Annotated in this window: 19 protein-coding genes and 3 pseudogenes; 12 read left to right on the top strand and 10 right to left on the bottom strand. The window is 75.4% G+C overall.

Going from position 1 to position 21,165, the window contains the following annotated elements; translation table 11 throughout:
* Nucleotides 1-988: histidine kinase (locus BJF88_RS10445; RefSeq protein ID WP_075828741.1), on the bottom strand; the 988-nt coding region annotated here is incomplete at its 3' end.
* Between the two features lie 141 nt (nt 989-1,129).
* Here BJF88_RS10445 and BJF88_RS10440 point away from each other — a divergent pair.
* The gene (locus BJF88_RS10440) at nt 1,130-1,960 is read left to right on the top strand and encodes a GAP family protein (protein WP_075828740.1); all 831 of its coding nucleotides are present in this window, start codon (nt 1,130-1,132) and stop codon (nt 1,958-1,960) included.
* Nucleotides 1,961-2,170: 210 nt separating this feature from the next.
* The gene (locus BJF88_RS10435) at nt 2,171-2,605 is read left to right on the top strand and encodes a hypothetical protein (protein WP_075828739.1); all 435 of its coding nucleotides are present in this window, start codon (nt 2,171-2,173) and stop codon (nt 2,603-2,605) included.
* A 33-nt stretch (nt 2,606-2,638) separates the two neighbouring features.
* Here the strand turns inward: BJF88_RS10435 and BJF88_RS10430 are convergent, their stop codons facing one another.
* The 6 genes from BJF88_RS10430 to BJF88_RS20460 all read right to left on the bottom strand — a co-directional run bounded on the left by BJF88_RS10430 (nt 2,639) and on the right by BJF88_RS20460 (nt 9,167).
* Nucleotides 2,639-3,475: a glycosyltransferase family 2 protein gene (locus BJF88_RS10430; protein WP_075828738.1), complete on the bottom strand. Its 837-nt coding sequence runs from the start codon at nt 3,473-3,475 to the stop codon at nt 2,639-2,641.
* A 54-nt stretch (nt 3,476-3,529) separates the two neighbouring features.
* Nucleotides 3,530-4,330 carry a helicase-related protein gene (locus BJF88_RS21990; RefSeq protein ID WP_255371944.1) on the bottom strand — a complete coding sequence of 267 codons (801 nt, stop codon included), beginning with the start codon at nt 4,328-4,330 and terminating at the stop codon, nt 3,530-3,532.
* Entirely contained in the window at nt 4,327-5,163 is an 837-nt protein-coding gene (locus BJF88_RS21985) for a DEAD/DEAH box helicase (protein WP_255371943.1), read from the bottom strand. The genes BJF88_RS21990 and BJF88_RS21985 overlap by 4 nt, the downstream gene beginning before the upstream one ends.
* Nucleotides 5,160-6,968 (bottom strand): pyruvate dehydrogenase, encoded by a 1,809-nt coding sequence (locus BJF88_RS10420; RefSeq protein WP_075828737.1) that lies wholly within the window; start codon nt 6,966-6,968, stop codon nt 5,160-5,162. The genes BJF88_RS21985 and BJF88_RS10420 overlap by 4 nt, the downstream gene beginning before the upstream one ends.
* A gap of 140 nt (nt 6,969-7,108) precedes the next feature.
* Complete coding sequence (locus tag BJF88_RS10415) at nt 7,109-8,209, bottom strand: NAD(P)/FAD-dependent oxidoreductase (protein WP_083649045.1); 1,101 nt, start codon at nt 8,207-8,209, stop codon at nt 7,109-7,111.
* Nucleotides 8,210-8,228: 19 nt separating this feature from the next.
* Entirely contained in the window at nt 8,229-9,167 is a 939-nt protein-coding gene (locus tag BJF88_RS20460; protein ID WP_222843981.1) for a trans-aconitate 2-methyltransferase, read from the bottom strand.
* Nucleotides 9,168-9,215: 48 nt separating this feature from the next.
* Here BJF88_RS20460 and BJF88_RS10405 point away from each other — a divergent pair, with 48 nt between their 5' ends.
* Complete coding sequence (locus tag BJF88_RS10405) at nt 9,216-9,821, top strand: helix-turn-helix domain-containing protein (protein WP_075828736.1); 606 nt, start codon at nt 9,216-9,218, stop codon at nt 9,819-9,821.
* A 21-nt stretch (nt 9,822-9,842) separates the two neighbouring features.
* Here BJF88_RS10405 and BJF88_RS10400 read toward each other — a convergent pair whose 3' ends face one another.
* The gene (locus BJF88_RS10400) at nt 9,843-11,177 is read right to left on the bottom strand and encodes an MFS transporter (RefSeq protein ID WP_369824566.1); all 1,335 of its coding nucleotides are present in this window, start codon (nt 11,175-11,177) and stop codon (nt 9,843-9,845) included.
* Between the two features lie 45 nt (nt 11,178-11,222).
* On the opposite strand from BJF88_RS10400, the gene BJF88_RS10395 reads away from it, so the two are divergent.
* Nucleotides 11,223-11,522, top strand: a complete 300-nt coding sequence (locus BJF88_RS10395; RefSeq protein WP_075828735.1) for a GNAT family N-acetyltransferase — start codon at nt 11,223-11,225, stop codon at nt 11,520-11,522.
* Nucleotides 11,523-11,607: 85 nt separating this feature from the next.
* Here BJF88_RS10395 and pgm read toward each other — a convergent pair.
* Both pgm and BJF88_RS10385 read right to left on the bottom strand, forming a co-directional pair.
* Nucleotides 11,608-13,289 (bottom strand): annotated as a pseudogene (pgm, locus tag BJF88_RS10390) (phosphoglucomutase (alpha-D-glucose-1,6-bisphosphate-dependent)).
* Nucleotides 13,290-13,333: 44 nt separating this feature from the next.
* Nucleotides 13,334-14,248 carry a TetR/AcrR family transcriptional regulator gene (locus tag BJF88_RS10385; RefSeq protein WP_139316011.1) on the bottom strand — a complete coding sequence of 305 codons (915 nt, stop codon included), beginning with the start codon at nt 14,246-14,248 and terminating at the stop codon, nt 13,334-13,336.
* Nucleotides 14,249-14,385: 137 nt separating this feature from the next.
* On the opposite strand from BJF88_RS10385, the pseudogene BJF88_RS23530 reads away from it, so the two are divergent.
* From BJF88_RS23530 to BJF88_RS10350, 8 genes and pseudogenes are all read left to right on the top strand, one after another.
* Nucleotides 14,386-14,646, top strand: a pseudogene (locus tag BJF88_RS23530) (ATP-binding cassette domain-containing protein); the annotation flags it as partial.
* 80 nt (nt 14,647-14,726) lie between these two features.
* Nucleotides 14,727-15,440: an ATP-binding cassette domain-containing protein gene (locus BJF88_RS10380; RefSeq protein ID WP_369824565.1), complete on the top strand. Its 714-nt coding sequence runs from the start codon at nt 14,727-14,729 to the stop codon at nt 15,438-15,440.
* The gene (locus tag BJF88_RS10375; protein WP_083649048.1) at nt 15,440-16,300 is read left to right on the top strand and encodes an ABC transporter permease; all 861 of its coding nucleotides are present in this window, start codon (nt 15,440-15,442) and stop codon (nt 16,298-16,300) included. The genes BJF88_RS10380 and BJF88_RS10375 overlap by 1 nt, the downstream gene beginning before the upstream one ends.
* 53 nt (nt 16,301-16,353) lie before the next feature.
* Nucleotides 16,354-16,566 (top strand): hypothetical protein, encoded by a 213-nt coding sequence (locus tag BJF88_RS19955; protein ID WP_075828734.1) that lies wholly within the window; start codon nt 16,354-16,356, stop codon nt 16,564-16,566.
* A 60-nt stretch (nt 16,567-16,626) separates the two neighbouring features.
* On the top strand, nt 16,627-17,184 hold the full coding sequence (locus BJF88_RS10365) for a DinB family protein (RefSeq protein WP_075828745.1): 558 nt from the start codon (nt 16,627-16,629) through the stop codon (nt 17,182-17,184).
* 90 nt (nt 17,185-17,274) lie between these two features.
* Nucleotides 17,275-18,089 (top strand): annotated as a pseudogene (locus BJF88_RS10360) (MerR family transcriptional regulator).
* Between the two features lie 85 nt (nt 18,090-18,174).
* Nucleotides 18,175-18,945, top strand: a complete 771-nt coding sequence (locus BJF88_RS10355) for an endo alpha-1,4 polygalactosaminidase (RefSeq protein WP_255371942.1) — start codon at nt 18,175-18,177, stop codon at nt 18,943-18,945.
* A gap of 94 nt (nt 18,946-19,039) precedes the next feature.
* Nucleotides 19,040-21,163 carry an elongation factor G gene (locus BJF88_RS10350; protein WP_075828733.1) on the top strand — a complete coding sequence of 708 codons (2,124 nt, stop codon included), beginning with the start codon at nt 19,040-19,042 and terminating at the stop codon, nt 21,161-21,163.
* Nucleotides 21,164-21,165: the final 2 nt, after the last annotated feature.

Genomic DNA, 21,165 nt, shown 5'->3' with positions numbered 1-21,165 from the left:
CGTCCGGGTCCGCGAGCGTGACCGGGCTGCCCGCCGCCCCGGTGGCCTCGAGGAGGACGCCGAGCTCCGCGAGCCGGCCCGGCGCGGTCACGGCGGCTCCCGCGTCGTCGCGCCCCGGCCCGGCGCGCAGCAGCAGGATCATCGACCGCATCTCCTCGAGCGACGCCACCGCGCTCGCCCGCACCTGCTCGAGCGCGGCCCGGTCCCGGCCCGCGTCCGGCGGCACCTGGAGGGCGGCGCCGGAGTGGATGGCGATCGCCGACAGGTGCGAGGCGATGACGTCGTGCAGGTCCCGCGCCATCGCCGCGCGCTCGGCGCGCACGGCCTCGTGGCGGTCCAGCTCAGCCAGACGCTCGAGGTCGCCCGCGCGCTGCCGCTCCAGCTCCGCGGCGCGGGCGGCGCTCGCGGCGTCGCGCGCGGCGAGGTCGGCGCGGTCGCGCTCCAGGTCGGCGAGGTCGCTCTTCTGCCGCACGTTCGTGGCCCACCACAGCGGGACGAGCAGGATCGCGCCGAGCTGGATGCCGAGGAAGACGAACTCGCGCACGTCGCGCGACGCCTCGCCCGCGGCGACGGCGCCGAGCACGGTCACCGTGACCGCGGTGCCCCACAGCCAGGCGCGGGCCCGCGGCCGCCCCCAGAGCGCGGCGGCGTACAGCAGGTCCCACAGCACGAGCGTGACCGCGAGGCTCCCGCCCCACGACAGGTCGACGAGCACGACGGCCACCCCGCCCGCCAGCGCGAGCATCGGGTGCCGTCGCTTGACGAGGACGAGGCCGCAGCCGGCGGCGAGCAGCGCGAGCCGCCACCCGAGGTCGGGCGTCGCGGTGCGCAGCGGCGCGTCGTCGGGCACCAGGTCGACGAGGCCGAGCTCGAGGAACAGCCACCCGAGCGCGAACGTCAGCACCGCGGTGACGACGTCGTTGCGGCGGTCCTCGATGCGCCACACGCCCCGCAGGGCGCCGGCAGCCGGGCGGTCGGGTGCGCTCACGTCTCCATCCCAGCACAGGCCGGCACCCGCGCGGGTCCGCCGAAGGATGTACGCCGCGCGCCGCCGGGGCGCACCCGGTGACGGCAGGATCGGTCGTCCGCCCGACGACGCGGGCACCTGCCGCCCGCGAGGGTCGACGGCATGGACCTCCCGCTCCCTCTCGACGGCCTCGGTGGCGCCGGCCTCGGCCTCGCCGCCACCGCCGGCGTCCTCGTCGTGCTCGCGCTCATCGACTCCACGAGCTTCGGCACGCTCCTCGTGCCCGTGTGGCTGCTCCTGGCGCCGGGCCGCCTGCGCGCCGGCCGCGTCCTGGCGTACCTCGCGACGGTCGCCGGCTTCTATCTCGTCGTCGGCGTCGTGGTCATGCTCGGCGCGGGCGCCTTCCTCGACCGGTTCGGCGACGCGCTCGACACCCGTGCCGCCACCGTCGTGCAGCTCCTCCTGGGGATCGCGCTGTTCGCGCTGAGCTTCCGCTTCGACGGCAAGCGGGCCGCGCGCCGGGCGGAGCAGGCCGCGGCCGAGGGTCGCACGCCGGCGCCGGGTCGGCTCTCGCGGTGGCGCGAGCGCGCGCTGGGGATCGAGGCGGCGGGCGGTGGCGGGCCGGCGGGACCGGCGGCGGGGACCGCGACGCGGCGCTCCACGGTGCTGCCGCTCGTGGGGCTCGCGCTGGGCGCGGCGTCCCTCGAGGTCGCGACGATGCTGCCGTACCTCGCGGCGATCGGGATCATCACGACGTCAGGCCTCGCGTTCCCGGCCTCGGCCGGCGTGCTCGCGGCGTACTGTCTGGTCATGGTCGCGCCCGCGCTGCTGCTCCTCCTCGGGCGCCTGGTCGCCGCGCGCGCCGTCGACCCGCTGCTGCGGCGCCTGGACGCGTGGCTGACGAAGAACGCGGCCGAGATGACCGGCTGGGTGCTCGGCATCCTGGGCGTGCTGCTCGGGCTGAACGCGATGGGACGCCTGGACTGGATCTGACCGGGCGCCTGACCAGGCGCCAGACCGGGCGCGTGACCCGGCGGGCGGCCGGTCGCCCGGGCTGCGTGCTCACGGAGGGCTCCGTACCGTGCGGGGACGGCGAGAGCCGCGACGACCGCACCCGGCGACCCGCGAAGGTGGCACCGTGAACCGCAGCACCCGACCTCTCGGCGCCGGCGCGGCGCTGCTCCTGACCCTCGCGCTCGCCGGGTGCGGCGACGACGGCGCGACGGCACCGCGACGCTGCCCGAGCCGTCGGCACCGCTGGGCGGGCAGACGTCCGCCGGCCCGGACGAGGACGCCACCGACGACGCGACCGACGACGGCGCGGAGGACGCGGAGCTGACGTTCCGCACGCAGGACGGCGGCATCGAGATCACCGGGACGTCGGACAATTGCGCCAGCACCACCGGTTCCGACCTGCAGGCCACGTTCACCGAGGGCGAGGACGAGGTCGGCGTCACGGTGACCGACGGCGCGGGCCAGGTGACCGTGACGGGCGGCACGACGTTCGAGGGCACGACCACGCAGTTCTCGATCGACGGCGAGGGGAACGTCGAGATCGCCGGCACGGGCGCGCCGGCGGAGGGGCAGGACGAGCCGGTGCCGTTCACCGTGACGGGGACCTGCGCCGCCGAGGACTGACGTGCGCGTGCGGTCGTGCCGGCGACCGCCCGCTCACCAGCGGTGGTTGCCCGGCAGCCCGCGGACGGTGAGCGGCGCCGCGGCGCGGCCGGCCCAGCGCCGCTCGAGGCGCGGCCCGAGCCCCGGCGCGTGCAGCATCGACGTCCGCGCGCCCCACGCGCCGCGGGCCGCGAGGCCGCGGAGGCTGACGAGAGGCCGCCCCGACACGCTGACGCGCAGGGCCGCGTCGCGCTCGACGCGCCCTCGGCCGCGCACGTGGTAGCTGAGGTCCATGTCGTCGTGGATCTCCGGGACGTCGTCGTGGACGTCCTCGCGGACCGCGCGCCAGACGTCGCGCCGCAGCGCGAGGTTGGAGCCGAACAGCGTCGTCCCGCCGACCATGGCCCCGACGAGGAGGAAGTACGCCCCGAGGTACGCCGTCCCGCCGACGTGGCCGAGCGCGCGGGGCACGTCCGCGAAGTCGGCGGGACCGGTGAGCGCGGCGAGGTCCGGCTCGGTCCCGAACCGCGCCGCGACGCGCTCCACCCACCCCCGCGGCAGGACGGTGTCCGCGTCGCAGCGTGCGACGACGTCGGTGCGGACGGCGTCGTAGCCGCGCGCGGCCGCGGGCCAGATTCCGCGCCGCGGCTCGTGCAGCACCGTCGCGCCGTGCGAGCGCGCGACGGCGGCGCTGCCGTCCCGGGACCCGTTGTCGACGACGACCACGGCGTCGGGGGCGCGGGTCTGCGCGGCGACCGAGCGCAGCAGCCGGTCGAGGTGCGTCGCGTCGTCGAGCACCGGCACGACGAGCGTGACGCCCGCGGGCGCTCGTGGCGCCCCCGGGCGGGGTGCGGTGCCGGGCTCCGGCGAGGCAGGCGTGCGGCGCGGCATCGCGGGCGCGTCAGGCCGGGTCGAGCAGGTCGTGCTGCGCGACGGCGTCGAGGCTCAGCGTCCGGTACCCGTGCGACGCGAACAGCACCGTGACCCGCGCGTGCATGCCCTCCGCACCGCCCTCGTAGCCCATGACCGTCCCCTCGCCGAACTCCTCGTGGCGCACCGTGGCGCCGACGGCGAACGGCACGTCCGCGTCGTCGAGGGTCTGCTCGGCCGCGGTGCCGGCCCAGCACGTGTCGCACCGCCCGCAGGCTCGGCGAGCTCCTCACCGAGGTAGGCGAGGAGGAACTGACGGCGGCACTGCGTCGTCTCCGCGTACCCGCGCATCATCTCCAGGCGGGAGTCCTCCATGCGACGCCGTTCCTCGGCGAGCTCGACCGCCGCGTCGGCGACGGCGGCCGGGCGCGCGTCGGTGCCGAGCAGCGCCCGGGCGTCCTGGACCAGGGCGCGCAGCGCGCGAGCCGCCGGGGAGCCGCGCCCGCCGCCGCCCCCGTCGTCCCCGTCGTCGTCGGCCGTCCCGTCCGCGGTGCCGTCCGCGGTGCCGTCCGCCCGGCGCAGGGCCCGCGCGACCTCCAGCACGTCGCCCCGCTCGGGGACGGCGACCCGGAAGTAGCGCTGCAGCCCGAGGTCCTCGGGGCGGTAGAACAGGACCGCGACGGCGGGCTCGCCGTCGCGGCCCGCGCGGCCGACCTCCTGGTAGTAGCCGTCCGGCGACCCGGGGACGTCGGCGTGCACGACGAACCGGACGTCCGGCTTGTCGATACCCATCCCGAACGCCGACGTCGCGACGACGACGTCCACCTCGTCGTCGGTGAACCGCCGCTGGGCCTCGTCGCGGTCCGCGCGGTTCATGCCGCCGTGGTAGACCGCCGTGCGCAGCGCCCTGCCGGTGCTCGGGTCGGCGAGCGCCTCCGCGAGCTCGGTCTGTGCCGCCGGGTCGCGACGTAGACGATCCCGATCCCGTTCTCCGCCTCCTGCCGCACGCGCTCGACGACGGCGCGCCGCTTGTCCGCCTCCTCGAGGGCGCGCACCACCTCGAGCGCGATGCCCGGGCGGGCGAACCCGCTCACGATCACCGCGGCGTCGCGCAGGTGCAGCCGCGAGGCGACGTCCTCGCGGACGGGAGGGGCAGCGGTCGCGGTGAGCGCGATGACGCGCGGTCGGGGCTCGAGCGTGTCGATGCGCTCGCCGAGCCGCAGGTACTCGGGCCGGAAGTCGTGGCCCCACACCGAGACGCAGTGCGCCTCGTCGACGGCCACGAGGCTCGGCCGTGCGGCACGCACGGCGTCCAGGACCTCGTCGTTGGCGAGCTGCTCGGGCGCCAGGAAGAGGAACTCGAGCTCGCCGGCGGCCGCCGCCTCGAGCGCCCGGCGTCGTTCCGCGGCGGGCACCGCGGAGCTCACCGCGGCCGCGGCGGCGTCGCGCTCGCCGAGATCCTCGAGCGCGCGCACCTGGTCCTGCTGGAGCGCGATGAGCGGGGAGACGACCAGCGTCGGTCCGGGCAGCTGGAGCCCGGGGAGCTGGTACACCGCGGACTTGCCCGCGCCCGTCGGCAGCACGAGGAGCACGTCTCGGCCCGCCAGGAGAGCGGCGATCGCCTCGGCCTGGCCGGGCCGCAGACGGTCGTAGCCGAAGACCTCGTGGGCGGTCTCGCGGACGTCCGCGAGCGTCGGTCCGTCGCTCACGGGCGGGGCACGTTGCGCAGGTTCGCGCGCGCCATGGACACGGCCTCGCCCATGCCCCCGCCGAGGACCTCCTTGCTCATCGCGACGGCGAACCCGCGCACCTGCCCGGCCGTGATGTTCGGCGGGATGGACAGCGCACGCGGGTCGGTGACGACGTCGACCAGCGCCGGCCCCGGGCGGTGCAAGGCGTCCTCGAGCGCGCGGCGCACGTCCTTGGGCTTCTCGACCCGCACGGCCGGGATGCCGATGGCCTCGGCGACCGCGGCGTAGTCGACCTGCGGCGACTCGGTGCCGAACATCGGCAGCCCGTCGACGAGCATCTCGAGTCGCACCATGCCGAGGCTCGCGTTGTCGAAGAGCACGATCTTCACGGGCAGGTCGTACTGCTTGAGCGTGACGAGCTCGCCGAGCAGCATCGACAGCCCGCCGTCGCCGGCCATCGCGACGACCTGCCGGTCGTGGCCGGCGTCCCGGGCGGAGGCCGCGATCCCGATCGCGTGCGGGACGGCGTTCGCCATCGACCCGTGCAGGAACGAGCCGACGATGCGGCGCCGCGGCCCCGGCGTGATGTAGCGCGCGGACCATACGTTGCACATGCCCGTGTCGACGGTGAAGACGGCGTCGTCGGCGGCCACCTGGTCGAGGACGTCCGCGACGTACTCGGGGTGGATGGGCGTCGTGCGCTCGACCTTCTTCGTGTACGCGCTCACGACGCCGTTCATCGCCTTCTCGTGCTTGGCGCGCATCTGGTCGAGGAACTTCCGGGACCGCGCCTTCTTCACCAGCGGCAGCAGGGCGCGCGCGGTCTCGCCGACGTCGCCGACGACGGCGAGGTCCAGGCGCGTGCGCCGCCCGAGGCGGGTCGGCTCGACGTCGACCTGGGCCGTGCGCACCTCGGCGGGGAGGAACTGGTCGTACGGGAAGTCCGTGCCGAGCAGCAGGAGGAGGTCGCAGTCGTGCATCGCGTCGAACGCCGCGCCGTAACCGAGCAGGCCGGACATGCCGACGTCGAACGGGTTGTCGTACTGGATGAACTCCTTGCCGCGCAGCGAGTGGCCGACGGGCGCGGCGATCCTGTCCGCGAGGGCGAGCACGTCGTCGCGGGCTCCCCGCACGCCGGCGCCGGCGAAGATCGTCACCTTCTTCGCGCCGTCGATCGCCTCGGCGAGCTCCTGGACGGCCTGCGCGTCCGGGACGATGCGGGGCCGGGCGGGCCGGCACGCGACGTCGGGCACCGCGGCCGGGGCGTCGAGGTCGGCGACGTCACCGGGAAGCGTGAGCACGGAGACGCCCGGCGCGCCGAACGCGTGGTGGATCGCGGAGTTGATGACGCGCGGCGCCTGCTCGGCGGACGAGATCATCTCGGAGTAGACGGAGCACTCGTTGAAGAGTCGGTCCGGGTGCGTCTCCTGGAAGAAGCCGGTGCCGATCTGCTTGCTCGGGATGTGGCTCGCGATGGCGAGGACCGGCACGCGCGAGCGGTTCGCGTCGTACAGGCCGTTGATGAGGTGCAGGTTGCCCGGGCCGCACGAGCCCGCGCACACCGCGAGGCTGCCCGTGACCTCCGCCTCGCCCGCGGCCGCGAACGCCGCCGCCTCCTCGTGGCGCACGTGCACCCACTCGATGCCCTTGCCGGCGTTCTCCCCGGTGTTGGAGCGGTGCACGGCGTCGACCACGGGGTTGAGGGAGTCGCCGACGATGCCGTAGATCCGCCGCACCCCCGCCTCGATGAGCTGCGCGACGAGCAGGTCCGCGACCGTGCGGTCGCGCTTGTCCTGGGGCGAGCGGCCGATTCCGAACGGCATGACGTACCTCCACGGGTGGGGACGGTTCGCGGTCCATCGTGCGTCGAGCCGCCCCGACGTGCAGTGCGAGAGGCCTCGGCCGGGGCGTCTCGTGCGTCACGTCGTCTGCCGAACCCCGGGTCGCGCACGCATCCGCTGGCTCATGGGTGCGCAGGCCGAGGCTCGGCCTCCGTCCGCGCCGAGAACGGTGCCCGACGGCGCTCGACCGCCCGGGCCGCGTCCTCCGCGACGAGCTCGGCGTTGATCTGCGCGCCCGCCATCACCCCGGCGGCGGCGGACGCGCCGACCATCGCCGACAGGTCGCTCGTGTTGCCCGCCGCCCAGACCCCGGGCAGCGCCGTCGCGCCGCGCGCGTCGACCGGGACGAAGCGGCCGCCCATCGCGTGGTCCTCCAGCGCCCCGCCGAGCTGCTCGAACAGCTCTCCGCGGGCGACGAACCGCGGCGCGACGGCGACAGCTCCGACGTCGAGCGTCGTCCCGTCCTCGAGCACGACGCCGGCCAGCCGCGCGGGGCCGCCGCCGCTCCCGGTGCCCGACGCGCCGCCCTCGACGGCGAGCCGAGCGACCCGGCCCTCGACCACGCGCACGCCGAGCGCGGCGAGCTGCTCCCACGCCGCGTCGTCGGGCTCGGGCGCGGTGTGCAGGAAGAGCGTGACGTCGTCGCTGAGCTGGCGCAGCAGCAGCACCTGGTGCAGCGCGTTCGGTCCGGTGCCGAGCACCCCGATCCGGCGTCCGCGCACCTCGTAGCCGTGGCAGTACGGGCAGTGGATGACGTCGCGGCCCCACAGCTCGCGCACGCCCGGCACGTCCGGGAGCTCGTCGACCAGGCCGGTCGCGAGGAGGACCCGACGCGCGTGCACCGGCGTCGGTCCGCCGACACCCGACGTGCCCTCGAGTGCGGCGACGTCGAGGGCGAACCCGTCCTCGACCCGCCGCACCGCCGTGACGCGGCCCGGGCGCACCTCGGCCCCGTAGCCGGTCGCCTCGCGCCGGCCCGCCGTGAGCAGCTCGTGCGGGGAGACCCCCTCGCGACCGAGCAGGTTGTGCGCGCCCTCGGCGGGGGCGTTGCGCGGCTCGCCGGCGTCGATCACGACGACGGAGCGCAGCGAGCGCGCGAGCGTCACCGCGGCGGACAGTCCGGCGGGACCGCCGCCGACGACGGCGACGTCGACGCGGTGGGCACCGGCCGCGGGGTCCGGCGTGGTCCCGGCGGTGGTGCCGGTCGTGCGGGTGGGGTTCATGGTGCTCCTCGGAGATCGGTCAGGCGTCGTGGTCGGTCAGGCGGGGCGGTCGGTGACCGGCGGGCGGTGCGCGGTCCACAGGAGACGGCCGGCGCGGGCGGAGACCCCGGCCGCGAGGTCGGGGCCGTCGAGCAGCGCGCGGAGCGCGGCGACGTCGTCGGGGTCGAGGTGCGGGGCGAGGTGGTCGCGCAGGCGCTCGAGCGTCGCGCGCGCCAGCGCGCCGTCGTCGGGCCGGGCGCCGCCGTCGCCCGCAGCTCTTCGCGCCGGACACCCTCGAACCCGGCCTCCTCGAGGGAGGGCGTCCAGTCCGGGTAGGCGTTCCAGCCGCGTGCACCGTCGCGTCGGCCAGGCGCTCGCCGAGGCCGGGGCGGTCGGGTCGGTCGAGCGGGGACGGGATCACCGGTGTCGAGCCGGTGATCTCGACGACGGCGACGAGCCCGCCGGGCGCGAGAGCGGCGTGGGCGTCGCGCAGCACCCGGGCCGGGTCGGCGACGTGGTGCAGCGACGCCGACGCCCACACGACGTCGGCCGGGCGAGTGTCCGGCGTGTCCGGCCACGCGGCGTCGAGATCTGCCTCGACCGTGCGGACGCGGTCGGCCACACCGGCGGCCTCGGCCGCACCGAGCGTGCGCTCGAGCATCGCGGGTGACGCGTCGACCGCCACGACCTGCGCGGCGGGGAACGCCCGCGCGAGGGCGACGGTTCCCGTCCCGGTCCCCGCACCGAGGTCGAGCACCGTGCGGACAGGAGCCGGTGCCGCCGCGGCGACCCGGGCGACCACGTCGGCGAGCAGGCCCGCGAAGACCGCGGCGTCCAGGTCGAGCAGCTCGGCCAGCGCGGCCTCGACGGCCGGGTCGGGCTGCGCGTCGTGGCCGACGGCCGGGCCGTGGCCGTGCCGACGGCCGTGGCCGTGGGCGTGGTCGGGCCGAGCGGCGGCGTCGTGCTGGTGCGAGGTCATGTCCTCGACGGTACGCCGGCCATGCGCCAACGACATAGACTCTTGCGCATGACGCAAGAAGTCGACCTCGACGCGATCGTCCGCCAGCGGATCCGCGGGCTGCGGCTCGCGCGCGGCTGGACGCTCGACGCCCTCGCGGCGCGCTGCTACCTCAGCCCGTCGACGCTCAGCCGGATCGAGACCGGCGGGCGTCGCATCGCGCTCGACCAGCTCGTCCCGCTGGCCCGGGCGCTCGGCACGACCATCGACCAGCTCGTCGAGCCGGTCGACGACGAGGACGTCGTCATCCGGCCCGAGCCGAGCAGCCGGGAGGGCGTGACGACGTGGCTGCTGTCGCGCGAGCGCGAGGGCAAGACCGTCGCGAAGATGCGACTCACGCCCGAGCACCCGTCCGGCCCGGAACGCCAGCGCGTGCACCCCGGGCACGAGTGGTTCACCGTGCTGTCGGGCACCGCGTGCCTGTACCTGGCGGACCGCCGGATCCTCGTGCACCAGGGCCAGGCGGCCGAGTTCTCGACGATGGTGCCGCACTCGTTCGGGGCGCACGGCGGGCCGGTCGAGATCCTCACGATCTTCGACCACGACGGCGAGCGCGCCCACCTGCACGGCGGCCCGGGCGGCCCGGCCGCGGCGGAGGCGTCCGCGCGCGGCTGACGCCGCGTCGTCGGCCCGGCCTCAGGGCGCGGGCGGGACGTCCTGGCGGACGGCGCGGCGGCGCAGGGTGCGCAGCGACACGAGCGCGAGCACGACGGCGAGCACCCCCGCCGCGACGACGACCTCGAAACCGGCGTGCGCGCCGTCCGCGTCGATGCGCGCCCCCGCGACCGACGACCCGATCGACACCCCGACGCCGAGCGAGGTGCCGACCCACGCCAGCCCCTCGGTGAGCTGGCGCGGCGTCACGAGGTTCTGCACGAGGCCGTTGCCGTTGATGAGCGTCGGCGCGATCGCGAACCCCGTCACGAACATCACGGCGGCGAGCACGGGCAACGAGGTGACGACGAGGAAGAGGCTCACGCCCGCGCCGAGCCCCACGATCCCGACGACGAACCGCCGCCACAGCGGGGACACCCACGTCCGGGCGCCGTACGCCAGGCCGGACAGGCACGACCCGAGCGCGAAGACGCCGAGGATCACCCCGGCCACCGCGGGGGCTCCCTCGTCCTCGGCGAACGCGACGGTCGCGACGTCGGTCCCGCCGAACACCACGCCCATGGCGACGAACACGAGCGCGAGCACGACCATGCCGGGCGCGCGGATCGCGGACCGGGTGCGCACCCCGGGCTCGACGGTGAACGTCGGCGGCTCGGTCGCCCGCTGCGAGAGGAACCACAGGCCGCCCGTGAGCACCGCGACGAGCGGCACGACCAGCCCCGCGGACGGCGCCACCAGCGTCGCGAGCACGGTCGCGAGCGCCGGGCCGACGACGAACACGAGCTCGTCGAGCGCCGCCTCGAGCGAGTACGCGGTGTGCAGGCGGCGCGGGTCGTCGAGCGCGTGCGTCCAGCGCGCGCGCACCATCGACCCGTACGACCCCTGCGTCGCGCCGGCGACGACGGCGGTCGCGTACAGCGTCCACTCCGGTGCGCGGACGGTCGCGCAGGCCACCAGTCCGCCCAGCCCCAGCACGGTCGCGCCGAGCAGGGGCAGCATCACCGCGCGCTGGCCACGGCGGTCCACGAGCCGGGCGATCTGCGGCGAGCAGATCGCCTGCACGACGACGAGCACGGCGGCCACGCGGCCCGCGAGCGCGTACTCGCCGTAGATGCCCTGGACCATGAGGATCGTCCCGATGCCCACCATCGACATGGGCAGGCGGGCGACGAGCGCGGCGGCGGAGAACCGCCACGCCCCCGGCACGGCGAGGACCGCCCGGTAGGGGTTGCGCGACGGCGCCGGCCCGCCGGCCGCGACCGTCCCGTGCCCGTCGGTGAGGTCGGTGCGGGGTGCCTCGTCGCCGCGTGCGTCGTCCTCCGGTGCGTCGGGGGACCGGGAGGGGTCGTGCGCCACGGCCACAGTGTCGCACCGGCCCGCCGGATCGGGGACGATGTCGGCATGAGCGAGCACACGGACGAGCGCACGGTCGACGTCGTCGAGGTGGAGGACCGGTTCGAGGGGCGTCTGCCGGACGGGACCGTCGCCGGTTTCGCCGAGTTCTCCCTCCAGGACGGCGCGGTCGTGTTCACGCACACCGAGGTCGACCCCGCCTACGAGGGCGAGGGCGTCGGGTCCGCGCTCGTGGCCGGAGCGCTCGACCAGGTGCGGGAGTCCGGACGCCGCGTCGTCGCGCTGTGCCCGTTCGTCAAGGCCTACGTCGCGCGGCACCGCGAGTACCAGGACCTGCTGCAGGGCTGAGCCCGGCGCGAGGCCCCGCCGAGAGAGAGCCCGCGACCGCAGGCTCTATCTCGGCGACGCGGGCCGTGGTCGTGGCCGGTCGGCCTCAGCCGCCGAGCGCCGCCGAGACGACGTCCTTCGCCTCGGCCTGCACCTGCTCGAGGTGCTGCTCCGAGACGAACGACTCGGCGTAGATCTTGTACACGTTCTCCGTGCCCGACGGCCGGGCCGCGAACCACGCGTTCTGCGTCGTCACCTTGAGCCCGCCGATCGCGGCGTCGTTGCCCGGCGCGTCGTGAGCTTCGCGGTGATCTGCTCGCCGGCGAGCTCGGTCGCGGTGACCTGCTCGGGCGAGAGCTTGCCGAGCGTCGCCTTCTGCTCGAGCGTCGCGGGCGCGTCGACGCGGGCGTACCAGGACTCGCCGTACCTCTCGACGAGCGCGCGGTGGTGCTCCGACGGCGACTTGCCGGTCGTCGCGATGATCTCCGACGCGAGGAGCGCGAGGAGCAGGCCGTCCTTGTCGGTCGACCAGACGCGGCCGTCGGTGCGCAGGAACGACGCCCCGGCCGACTCCTCGCCCCCGAACCCGACGGACCCGTCGAGCAGGCCGGGCACGAACCACTTGAACCCGACGGGCACCTCGACGAGCCCGCGCCCGAGCCCGCCGGCGACGCGGTCGATCAGCGCGGACGACACGAGCGTCTTGCCGATCGCCGCGTCCTCGCGCCACCCGCCCCGGGCCCCGCCGTACAGGTACTCGATCGCCACGGCGAGGTAGTGGTTGGGGTTCATGAGCCCGCCGTCGGGCGTGACGATCCCGTGGCGGTCGGAGTCGGCGTCGTTGCCTGTCGCGACGTCGAACGGCGCCTGCTCGCCCGCGCCCGTCATGCGCTCGACGAGCGAGGCCATCGCGTACGGCGACGAGCAGTCCATGCGGATCTTGCCGTCCCAGTCGAGCGTCATGAACGACCAGCGCGGGTCGACCTGCGGGTTGACGACCGTGAGGTCGAGCCCGTACCGCTCACCGATCTCGCCCCAGTACTCGACGGACGCGCCGCCGAGCGGGTCGGCGCCGATGCGCACGCCGGCCTCGCGGATCGCGTCGAGGTCGAGCACGTTCGCGAGGTCGTCGACGTACGTGGTGAGGAAGTCGTGGCGGTGCACGTGCTCGGAGCCGAGCGCCTCGGCGAGCGGCACGCGGCACACGCTCGAGACCCCCGAGCGCAGGATCTCGTTGGCGCGGTCGGCGATCCACCCGGTCGCGTCCGACCCGGCGGGGCCGCCGTGCGGCGGGTTGTACTTGAACCCGCCGTCGCGCGGCGGGTTGTGCGACGGCGTGACGACGATCCCGTCGGCGAGGCCGGGGCCTGACGTCCGCACGCCCTCGGCGGTCGCCGCGCCGTTGTGCAGCAGGATCGACTGCGAGACGGCGGGCGTCGGCGTGAACGAGTCGCGCGCGTCCACGAACGTCTCGACCCCCGCCGCGACGAGGACCTCGAGCGCCGTCTGCCACGCCGGGAGGGACAGCGCATGGGTGTCGCGGCCGATGAAGAGCGGGCCGTCGGTGCCCTGCGAGCGCCGGTACTCGACGATCGCGGCGGTGATCGCGACGATGTGCGCCTCGTTGAAGGCGTGGTCGAGGCTCGAGCCGCGGTGGCCCGACGTGCCGAAGACGACCTTCTGCGCCGGGTCGTCCACGTCGGGGGCGAGGTCGTAGTAGGCGCTGACGACGGCGTCGACGTCGATGAGGTCGCTGGGCTGGGCGGGCGTGCCGGCGCGGGGGTCCATGGCTCGATCCTGCCAGGGCGGCGCGCGCTCGTCAGCCGCTGGGCTCAGCCCGTGGACGCGGTACTGCCCGCCCGGTCGATCGCCATCTCGATCGCGTCGAGGAGGCGCTCCAGGCTCGCGTCGAGCGGGCCCTGCGGGGCGTCGAAACCGCCCGCCACGTAGACGCGCGTCATCGTGGGGTACCGCTCGACCTCGAACCAGTCCTCCCAGAAGCTGTTCATGGTCGTCCAGTACTCGTCGGTGCCCATGCCGGTGGCGTCCTGCTCGGCGGCCTCCGCGATGCTCGCGCGGGCCATGCCCTGGACGTAGTTGTCGACGAGGCCGAGGATCTCCACGACCTGGACCTCGGGCAGCCCGGTGTCGACGATCGTGCGCAGGCCGGCCTCCTGGGCGTCGAGGACGTGCGGGGCGAGGGGCGCGCGCCACATGTTGGTCTGGAGGATCCACGGGTGGCGCAGGTACAGGCGCCACATCTCGTGGGCGTACTGCGCGAGCGCCGGGCGCCAGGGGTCGCCGGCGTGCGGCAGGTCGAACTCGGCGTACGCGCGGTCGACCATGAGGTCGACGAGCTCGGTGCGTCCCGGGACGTAGGTGTACAGGGACATCGCGCCGACGCCGAGCTCGGTCGCGACGCGCCGCATCGACAGCGCGTCGAGCCCGCCCTCCTGTGCGACGGCGGTCCCGGCGCGGACGACGTCGTCGAGCGTGAGCCGGGCCTTGCGCCCGCGCGTCGCCGGTGCGGGCGGGTCCCACAGCAGCGCGAGGCGGCGCGTCACCTCGGGCGTGCGCACGACCTCGCCGAGGTTCGCACGCGCGTGCTCGGCCGCGGCGACCGCGCCGGCGACGCCCGCCTCGGCCGCCGCGACGACCCCCCGGGGTCGCTCGCCGTCGTCCGGGCGCGCCGCGGCGTGAGGGTCGTCCGTCGGGCCGGCGTGCTCGTGGGTGCGGTCGTGCGTCACCTGCGTGTCCTCCCCGGGTCTCGGTCGTCGTCGCCGTCCGCGTGACGGCTCCGCCGCGAGGCCTCCCTTTTCCGTACACCGTATGCTAGCGTGGACCGAGCATTCCGGTACAGCGTACGAACCATCGGCGAGCGGCTGTGCGCGCTCCGCCGACCCCGTCCGTCCCCCTGCAGCGACGCGGCACGAGAGGTGTTCCGGTGATCCGAGCCCGTGGTCTGACCAAGACCTTCCACCGCAAGAAGGAGCTCGTCGAGGCCGTCAAGGGCATCGACGTCGACGTCCGAGAAGGCGAGCTCGTCGCCTTCCTCGGCCCCAACGGGGCCGGCAAGTCCACGACCCTGCGGATGCTCACGAGCCTGCTCGAGCCGACCGCGGGGACCGCCGAGGTCGCCGGGTACGACGTCGCGCGGCACCCCGCGCACGTGCGCTCGCGCATCGGCTTCATCGGCCAGGCAACGGCGGCGGGTACTCCTACCGCGTGCTCGACGAGCTGCACAACCAGGGCCGGTTCTACGGACTGCCCGCCACGGAGTACGAGTCCCGCGCGGCGACCCTGCTCGACGCCCTCGACCTCGCCGGCCTGGAGAAGCGCACCGTCCAGTCCCTGTCCGGCGGCCAGCGGCGGCGTCTCGACGTCGCGCTCGGCCTGATGAACCACCCGCCCCTGCTGTTCCTCGACGAGCCGACGACGGGCCTGGACCCGCACGCGCGCGCCAACCTGTGGGAGCACATCGCGGCGATGCGCGAGCGCTACGGCATGACGATCGTGCTCACCACGCACTACCTCGACGAGGCCGACAGCATGGCCGAGCGCGTGGTCGTCATCGACCACGGCGAGATCATCGCGGACGCCACGCCCGACGCCCTCAAGCGCGACCACGCGGACGACGTGATCACCCTGACCGTCGTGGCCGCGCCGGGCGGCGGCGCCGTCCAGGCCGTGCCCGACGACGCGGCGCGGGTCCGCGCGGCGCTCGCCGCCGAGGTCGAGCAGGTCGAGCTGACCCCGGGTCCCGACGGTGCGCTCGCCGTCCGGATCTCCACGACGCACGGCGCGGACCGGCTGCCCGCGGCGATCGAGGCGCTGCGCGTCGGCGGGTTCGTCGTGCGCTCGGCGGCGCTCAAGCAGGCGAGCCTCGACGACGTGTTCCTCAACCTGACCGGCCGGAGCCTGCGCGAGGAGGCGGCGTGATGACCAGGACCGACACCACCACGGCACGGGTCGCCGACTCGGGCCCCGGCGCCGACGTCGCGCTGCGGTCCGGCGCGTCGAAGTTCCTCACCGACACGTGGGCCGTGTTCACGCGCGAGATCCTGCTCGTGCTGCGCGACCCCTTCACCCTGATCTTCTCCCTGCTCCAGCCGCTGATCTTCCTCGGGCTGTTCGGGCCTCTCCTCACGGGCGCCGTCGGCGGCTTCGGCGGGGGAGCGCCCGGCGGGGGCGGGAGCACGGCCGAGACCCTGCAGTGGTTCGTGCCCGGCGTGATCGTCATGATCTCCCTCTTCGGCACGTCCATGAGCGGCTCCAACCTGCTCTACGAGATGATGACCGGCTCCTACGAGCGGGTGCTCGCGACACCGCTCGACCGGTCGGCGATCCTCGTCGGTCGGGCGCTCAAGGAGTTCGCGCCGCTCGTCGTGCAGGGACTGCTCATCGCCGTCGTCTGCGTGCCGTTCGGGTTCACGCTCTACCCGCTGCACCTGATCGCCGGTCTGGCGCTCCTCGGCCTGTTCGGCATCGGCGTGGGCGCGCTGTCCATCGCGCTCGCGCTCGCGGCGAAGAACCGCGAGTGGCTGTTCTGGGGCGTGCAGCAGTCGCTGCTGTTCCCGCTGCTCATCCTCTCCGGCATGATGCTGCCGCTCGAGGCCGGGCCGGCGTGGATGCAGACCGCGGCGCTGTTCAACCCGCTCACGTACATCGTCGACGCCGAGCGCGCGCTCCTCGCGGGGTCCTTCACCGATCCCGCCGTGCTGTGGGGTGTCGTCGCCGCGGCGCTCACGTGCGCCGTCGGGGTCTGGGTCGGCATCCGCCGCACGCGCCGCACGGTCTGAACCCGCCTCCCGGAGCTGCCGAACCCGGGCTTCTGCGCCACCAGCGCGCTGCCGTGACGCACGACCCCGGGTTCGGCGTCGTGGCTGCGCCGCCTGGTCGGGGCGGGTGGTTCACCGGGCGGGTGCACGACGACGCCGGGCCGGCGCTCGCGGACGAGGTCGCCGACGTGCTCGCGCACCTCCTGCTCCTCGCACGGTCGCAGGGCGTCGACGTCGAGGCGGCCGTGCGGCGCAAGTGGCTCGCGTGGGAGGCCGACCTCACCTGAGCCGTACGCCAGCCGTACGTCGTGGTCGACCGCGCGCCCCGGTGTCGGTACGGTCGCGTCGTGACGAACGACCCTCACACCGGCCCGGCCGTCGACACGCGCACCGACCCGCCTGTCGCCGCCGGAGAGGTCGCGACACTGCGCGGCTTCCTCGACTTCCACCGCGACACCATGCGCTGGAAGACCGCAGGGCTCGGGGCGGCGGAGCTTGCCGCGACCCTGCCGCCGTCGACGATGACGCTCGGCGGCATGCTCAAGCACCTCGCGTACGTCGAGTCGCAGTGGTTCTCCGTCGTGCTCACCGGCGGCCCGTTCCTCGCGCCGTTCGACACCGCCGACTGGTCGGCCGACCACGACTGGGACTGGCGGAGCGCCGCGCACGACACCCCCGAGCAGCTGCGCACGCTGTTCGACCGCGCCGTCGCGGCGTCGGACGCGATCCTCGACGCCGCGCTCGCCGCAGGCGGCCTCGACCAGCCCACCGCGCGCGGCGACCGGCACACCGGCGAGCGGTGGAACCTGCGGTGGGTGCTCGTGCACATGATCGAGGAGTACGCGCGCCACAACGGTCACGCCGACCTGCTCCGCGAGGCGATCGACGGCTCGGTGGGCGAGTAGGCCGACGTCCGTTGACCTTGACGTAGCGTCAACTCCTAGCGTGGCGATCGCTGCCGCTCCGTGCAGCGGGTCACCCGGGGGAGGAACGTCATGGCGGTCACGACACCCGGCCGTGCGGCCGACTGGTCCATCCAGGAGGTCGCGCGGCTGGCCGGCACCACGAGCCGCACGCTGCGTCACTACGACGCGGTCGGGCTGCTCGCGCCGACGCGCGTGGCGTCGAACGGCTACCGCCACTACGACGCGACGCGCTCGTCCGGCTCCAGCGGATCCTCCTCCTGCGCGACCTGGGCCTCGGGCTGCCTGCGATCAAGGAGGCGCTCGACGGACCGGGCGACCGGACGTCGTCGGGCACTGGCGAGCAGGACTCCCAGGTGCGGGCGCTGCGCACCCACCTCGGGTGGCTGCGCGCGGAGCGGCAGCGGCTGGCGCGGCAGATCGCGTCGGTCGAACGCACGATCACCACGATGGAGGGAGGCGGCGAGCTCATGGCGGACGACATGTTCGACGGGTTCGACCACACGCGGTACGAGGCCGAGGTCACCGAGCGCTGGGGCGCCGACGCGTACGCCCGCGGCGACGCCTGGTGGCGCGGCCTGTCCGACGCCCACAAGCAGGGCTTCACCGACCAGGTCGCGCGGCTCAACGCCGACTGGACGGCGGCCGCGGAGGCGGGTGTCGACCCGGCGTCGGACGAGGCGCAGGACCTCGCGCGCCGGCACGTCGAGTGGCTCGGGGGCATCCCCGGCACCCCGGGAGCCGGCGCGACGCCCGTGAAGGAGTACGTCGTCGGGCTCGGCGAGATGTACGTGGCCGACGAGCGGTTCGCGAGGAACTACGGCGGCGCGCAGGGCGCGACGTTCGTGCGGGACGCGCTGCGCGTCTACGCGGACCGCGTGCTGTGAGGCACCGGGCGGGCGCGGCGACGGTGGCGGGCGCGGCGACGGCGGCGGGCGTGGTGGCGGCCGCGGCCGTCGCCGCGCTGGCCGGGTGCGGTGCGACGTCGGTGGCCGGCGGGTACCGGCTCCCACCCGCGAGCGGCACGTTCGACTACCAGCTGGGCGCCGCGTACGACGTGCCCGGCGGGCTCGACGTCGTCGTGCGCGACGCGACGGCCGAGCCGCCGAGGGTGCCTACTCCGTCTGCTACGTCAACGGCTTCCAGACCCAGCCGGGCGAGGGCTCACGGTGGCTCGAGGACCACCCGGACCTCGTGCTGCGCGACGCCGCGGGCGAGCCCGTCGTCGACCCGGACTGGCCCGACGAGCTCGTGCTCGACCCGTCGACCGCGCAGCAGCGGGCCGGCATCCTCGAGGTCCTCGGCCCGGTCGTCACCGGCTGCGCCGACGCGGGGTTCGACGCGGTCGAGATCGACAACCTCGACACGTGGACCCGCTTCGACGACGCGGCCACCGGCCGGATCGACGAGGAGGGCGCGCTCCGGCTCGCCGCGGCGTACGTCGAGCTCGCGCACGACGCCGGGCTCGCCGTCGCGCAGAAGAACGCCGCGGAGGTCGCCGGGCTCGCGCACGACGAGCTCGGGTTCGACCTCGCGGTGACCGAGGAGTGCGCCGCGTACGACGAGTGCGCGGCGTACACGGACGTGTACGCCGACCACGTGCTCCAGGTCGAGTACACCGACGCCCTGCCCGCGCCCTTCGCCGCCGTGTGCGCGCGCGACGACCGCGCACCGCTCACCGTGCTGCGCGACCGCGACCTCGTGGGCCCCGACGACGGGACGTACGTGCGCGAGCAGTGCTGAACCGCCTCCGGCACTCGGCAGGACGGCCCGCACCTCACTAGCCTGGGACCACGGCGGACCGCCGTCCGCCGCGAGGCAGCCGAGGGAGGCAGCCATGAGCACGTCGACGCCCGGGACGACGGCCGGCAGCGCACCCCGCAGGGTCCGCAACGTCGCGCTCGTCGGGCACAGCGGGGCGGGCAAGACCACGCTCGCGGAGGCGTTCCTCCATCGCGCCGGCGCGATCCCGCGCGCGGGGTCGGTCGCCGACGGCACGACCGTGTGCGACCACGAGCCGGAGGAGGTCGCGCGCGGCATCTCGGTCTCGCTCGGGGTCGCGCACCTCGACTGGACGGCGCCCGACGGCGCGACGTACCGCGTCACGCTGCTCGACACCCCGGGCTCGCCCGACTTCGTCGGGGCGGTCGACGCGGCGCTCGCGGTCGCGGACCTCGCCGTGGTGGTGGTGAGCGCCGTCGACGGGGTCCGCTCGGGGACCGAGGAGGTGTGGCGGCTGTGCGACGAGGCGGGGATCCCCCGCCTCGTCGTCGTCTCGCAGGAGGACCGGGCGCGCGCGAGCTTTCGTACCGTGCTCGAGGACCTGCGCTCCTCGTTCGCCGCGTCGTTCGTCCCTCTCGAGCTCCCGCTCGGCGAGGAGCAGTCGCTGCACGGCGTGGCCGACGTCCTCGCCGAGCGCGCCCGCGAGTACGGCAGCGACGGCCGTGCCGACTGGCGCGGCCACGACGAGCCGGTCCCGGACGACGTGCGCGACGAGGAGCACGCGCTGCACGACCAGGTGGTCGAGGAGATCGTCACGCACGACGACGACCAGCTCGAGGCCTACCTCGCGGGCGAGGTGCCGGCCGTCGCGGACCTCGAGCGCACGCTCGCCCAGGAGGTGCGCGACGGCGAGGCGGTGCCCGTGCTCCTCGCGTCCGCCCTCACCGGGGTGGGCGTCGACCGCGTCCTCGACCTCGTGTGCGAGCTCGGTCCGTCGCCCGCGGACCGGCCGGCCGTCGTCCTGCTGCCCGACGCCGCCGGCTCGCCGGACGCCGCGGCCGACCGCCCCACCACCGAGGTCGCGGCCGACCCCGACGGGGACGTGCTCGTCCAGGTCTTCCGCACGGTGGTCGACCCGTACGTCGGTCAGGTCTCCGTCTTCAAGGTGCTCTCGGGCGCGGTCGCGAGCGGCGACCGCCTCGTCGACGTCGCGACGGGCACCGAGGACCGCGTGCACGGGCTGTTCCGGCTGCGCGGCCGCGAGCACGTCGCGGTCGAGCGGGTGACGGCGGGCGAGGTGGCCGCGGCGGCGAAGCTCACCGCCGCGACGACCGGGAGCCTGCTCGGCGGTCGCCGGACGCCCGTCGCGGCGCGCGCGCTGCCCGCCCGGCCCCCGGTGTACGCGCACGCGCTCCGCCCCGTCTCGCAGCCCGACGACGACAAGCTGTCCGCGTCGCTCGCGCGGCTCGTCGCCGAGGACCCGACCCTGCACGTCGACCTCGCCGGCGCGCAGGCGGTGCTCGGCGGCCTCGGCGAAACGCACCTCGCCGTCGCGCTGGAACGCCTCGAGCGCTCGTTCGGCGTGCACGTGACGACCGAGCCGGTGCAGGTCGCCTACCGGGAGACGATCGCGCGGGCGGTCGAGGTCGAGGGGCGCCTGAAGAAGCAGTCGGGCGGCCACGGGCAGTTCGCGGTCGTGCAGCTGCGCGTGAGCCCGCTGCCGCGCGGCGCCGGGTTCGAGTTCGTCAGCTCCGTCGTCGGGGGAGCGGTGCCCCGCCAGTACCTCCCCGCGGTCGAGCGCGGCGTCGCCGAGGCCATGGCGGCGGGCGGCCCGCACGGCTACCCGGTCGTCGACGTGCGCGTGGAGATCCACGACGGCAAGGCGCACTCGGTCGACTCCTCCGACATGGCGTTCCGCACGGCCGGCGCGACGGGCCTGCGCGAGGCGCTCGCGGCGGGCGGCACGGTCGTGCTGGAGCCGCTCTCGGCCGTCACGGTGACCGTCCCCGTGGACGCCCAGGGCGACGTCATGGGCGACCTGTCGGCGCGGCGCGGCCACATCACGGCGTCGGGCTCGCTGCCCGACGGCCGTGTCGTCGTCGACGCGCTCGTGCCCGAGGCCGAGCTCGTGCGCTACGTCCTCGACCTCCGCTCGCTCACGGGTGGCCGGGGGTCGTTCACCGCCCGCCCGGACCGGTACGAGGTGCTGCCCGGCGGCGTCGGCGCGACGGCCCGCTGACG

It is taken from the genome of Cellulosimicrobium sp. CUA-896 (assembly GCF_001942335.1).
Classification (GTDB): domain Bacteria; phylum Actinomycetota; class Actinomycetes; order Actinomycetales; family Cellulomonadaceae; genus Cellulosimicrobium.
Note: the sequence above shows the minus strand (reverse complement) of the source record. Positions and strands in the feature narration are given on the sequence as shown.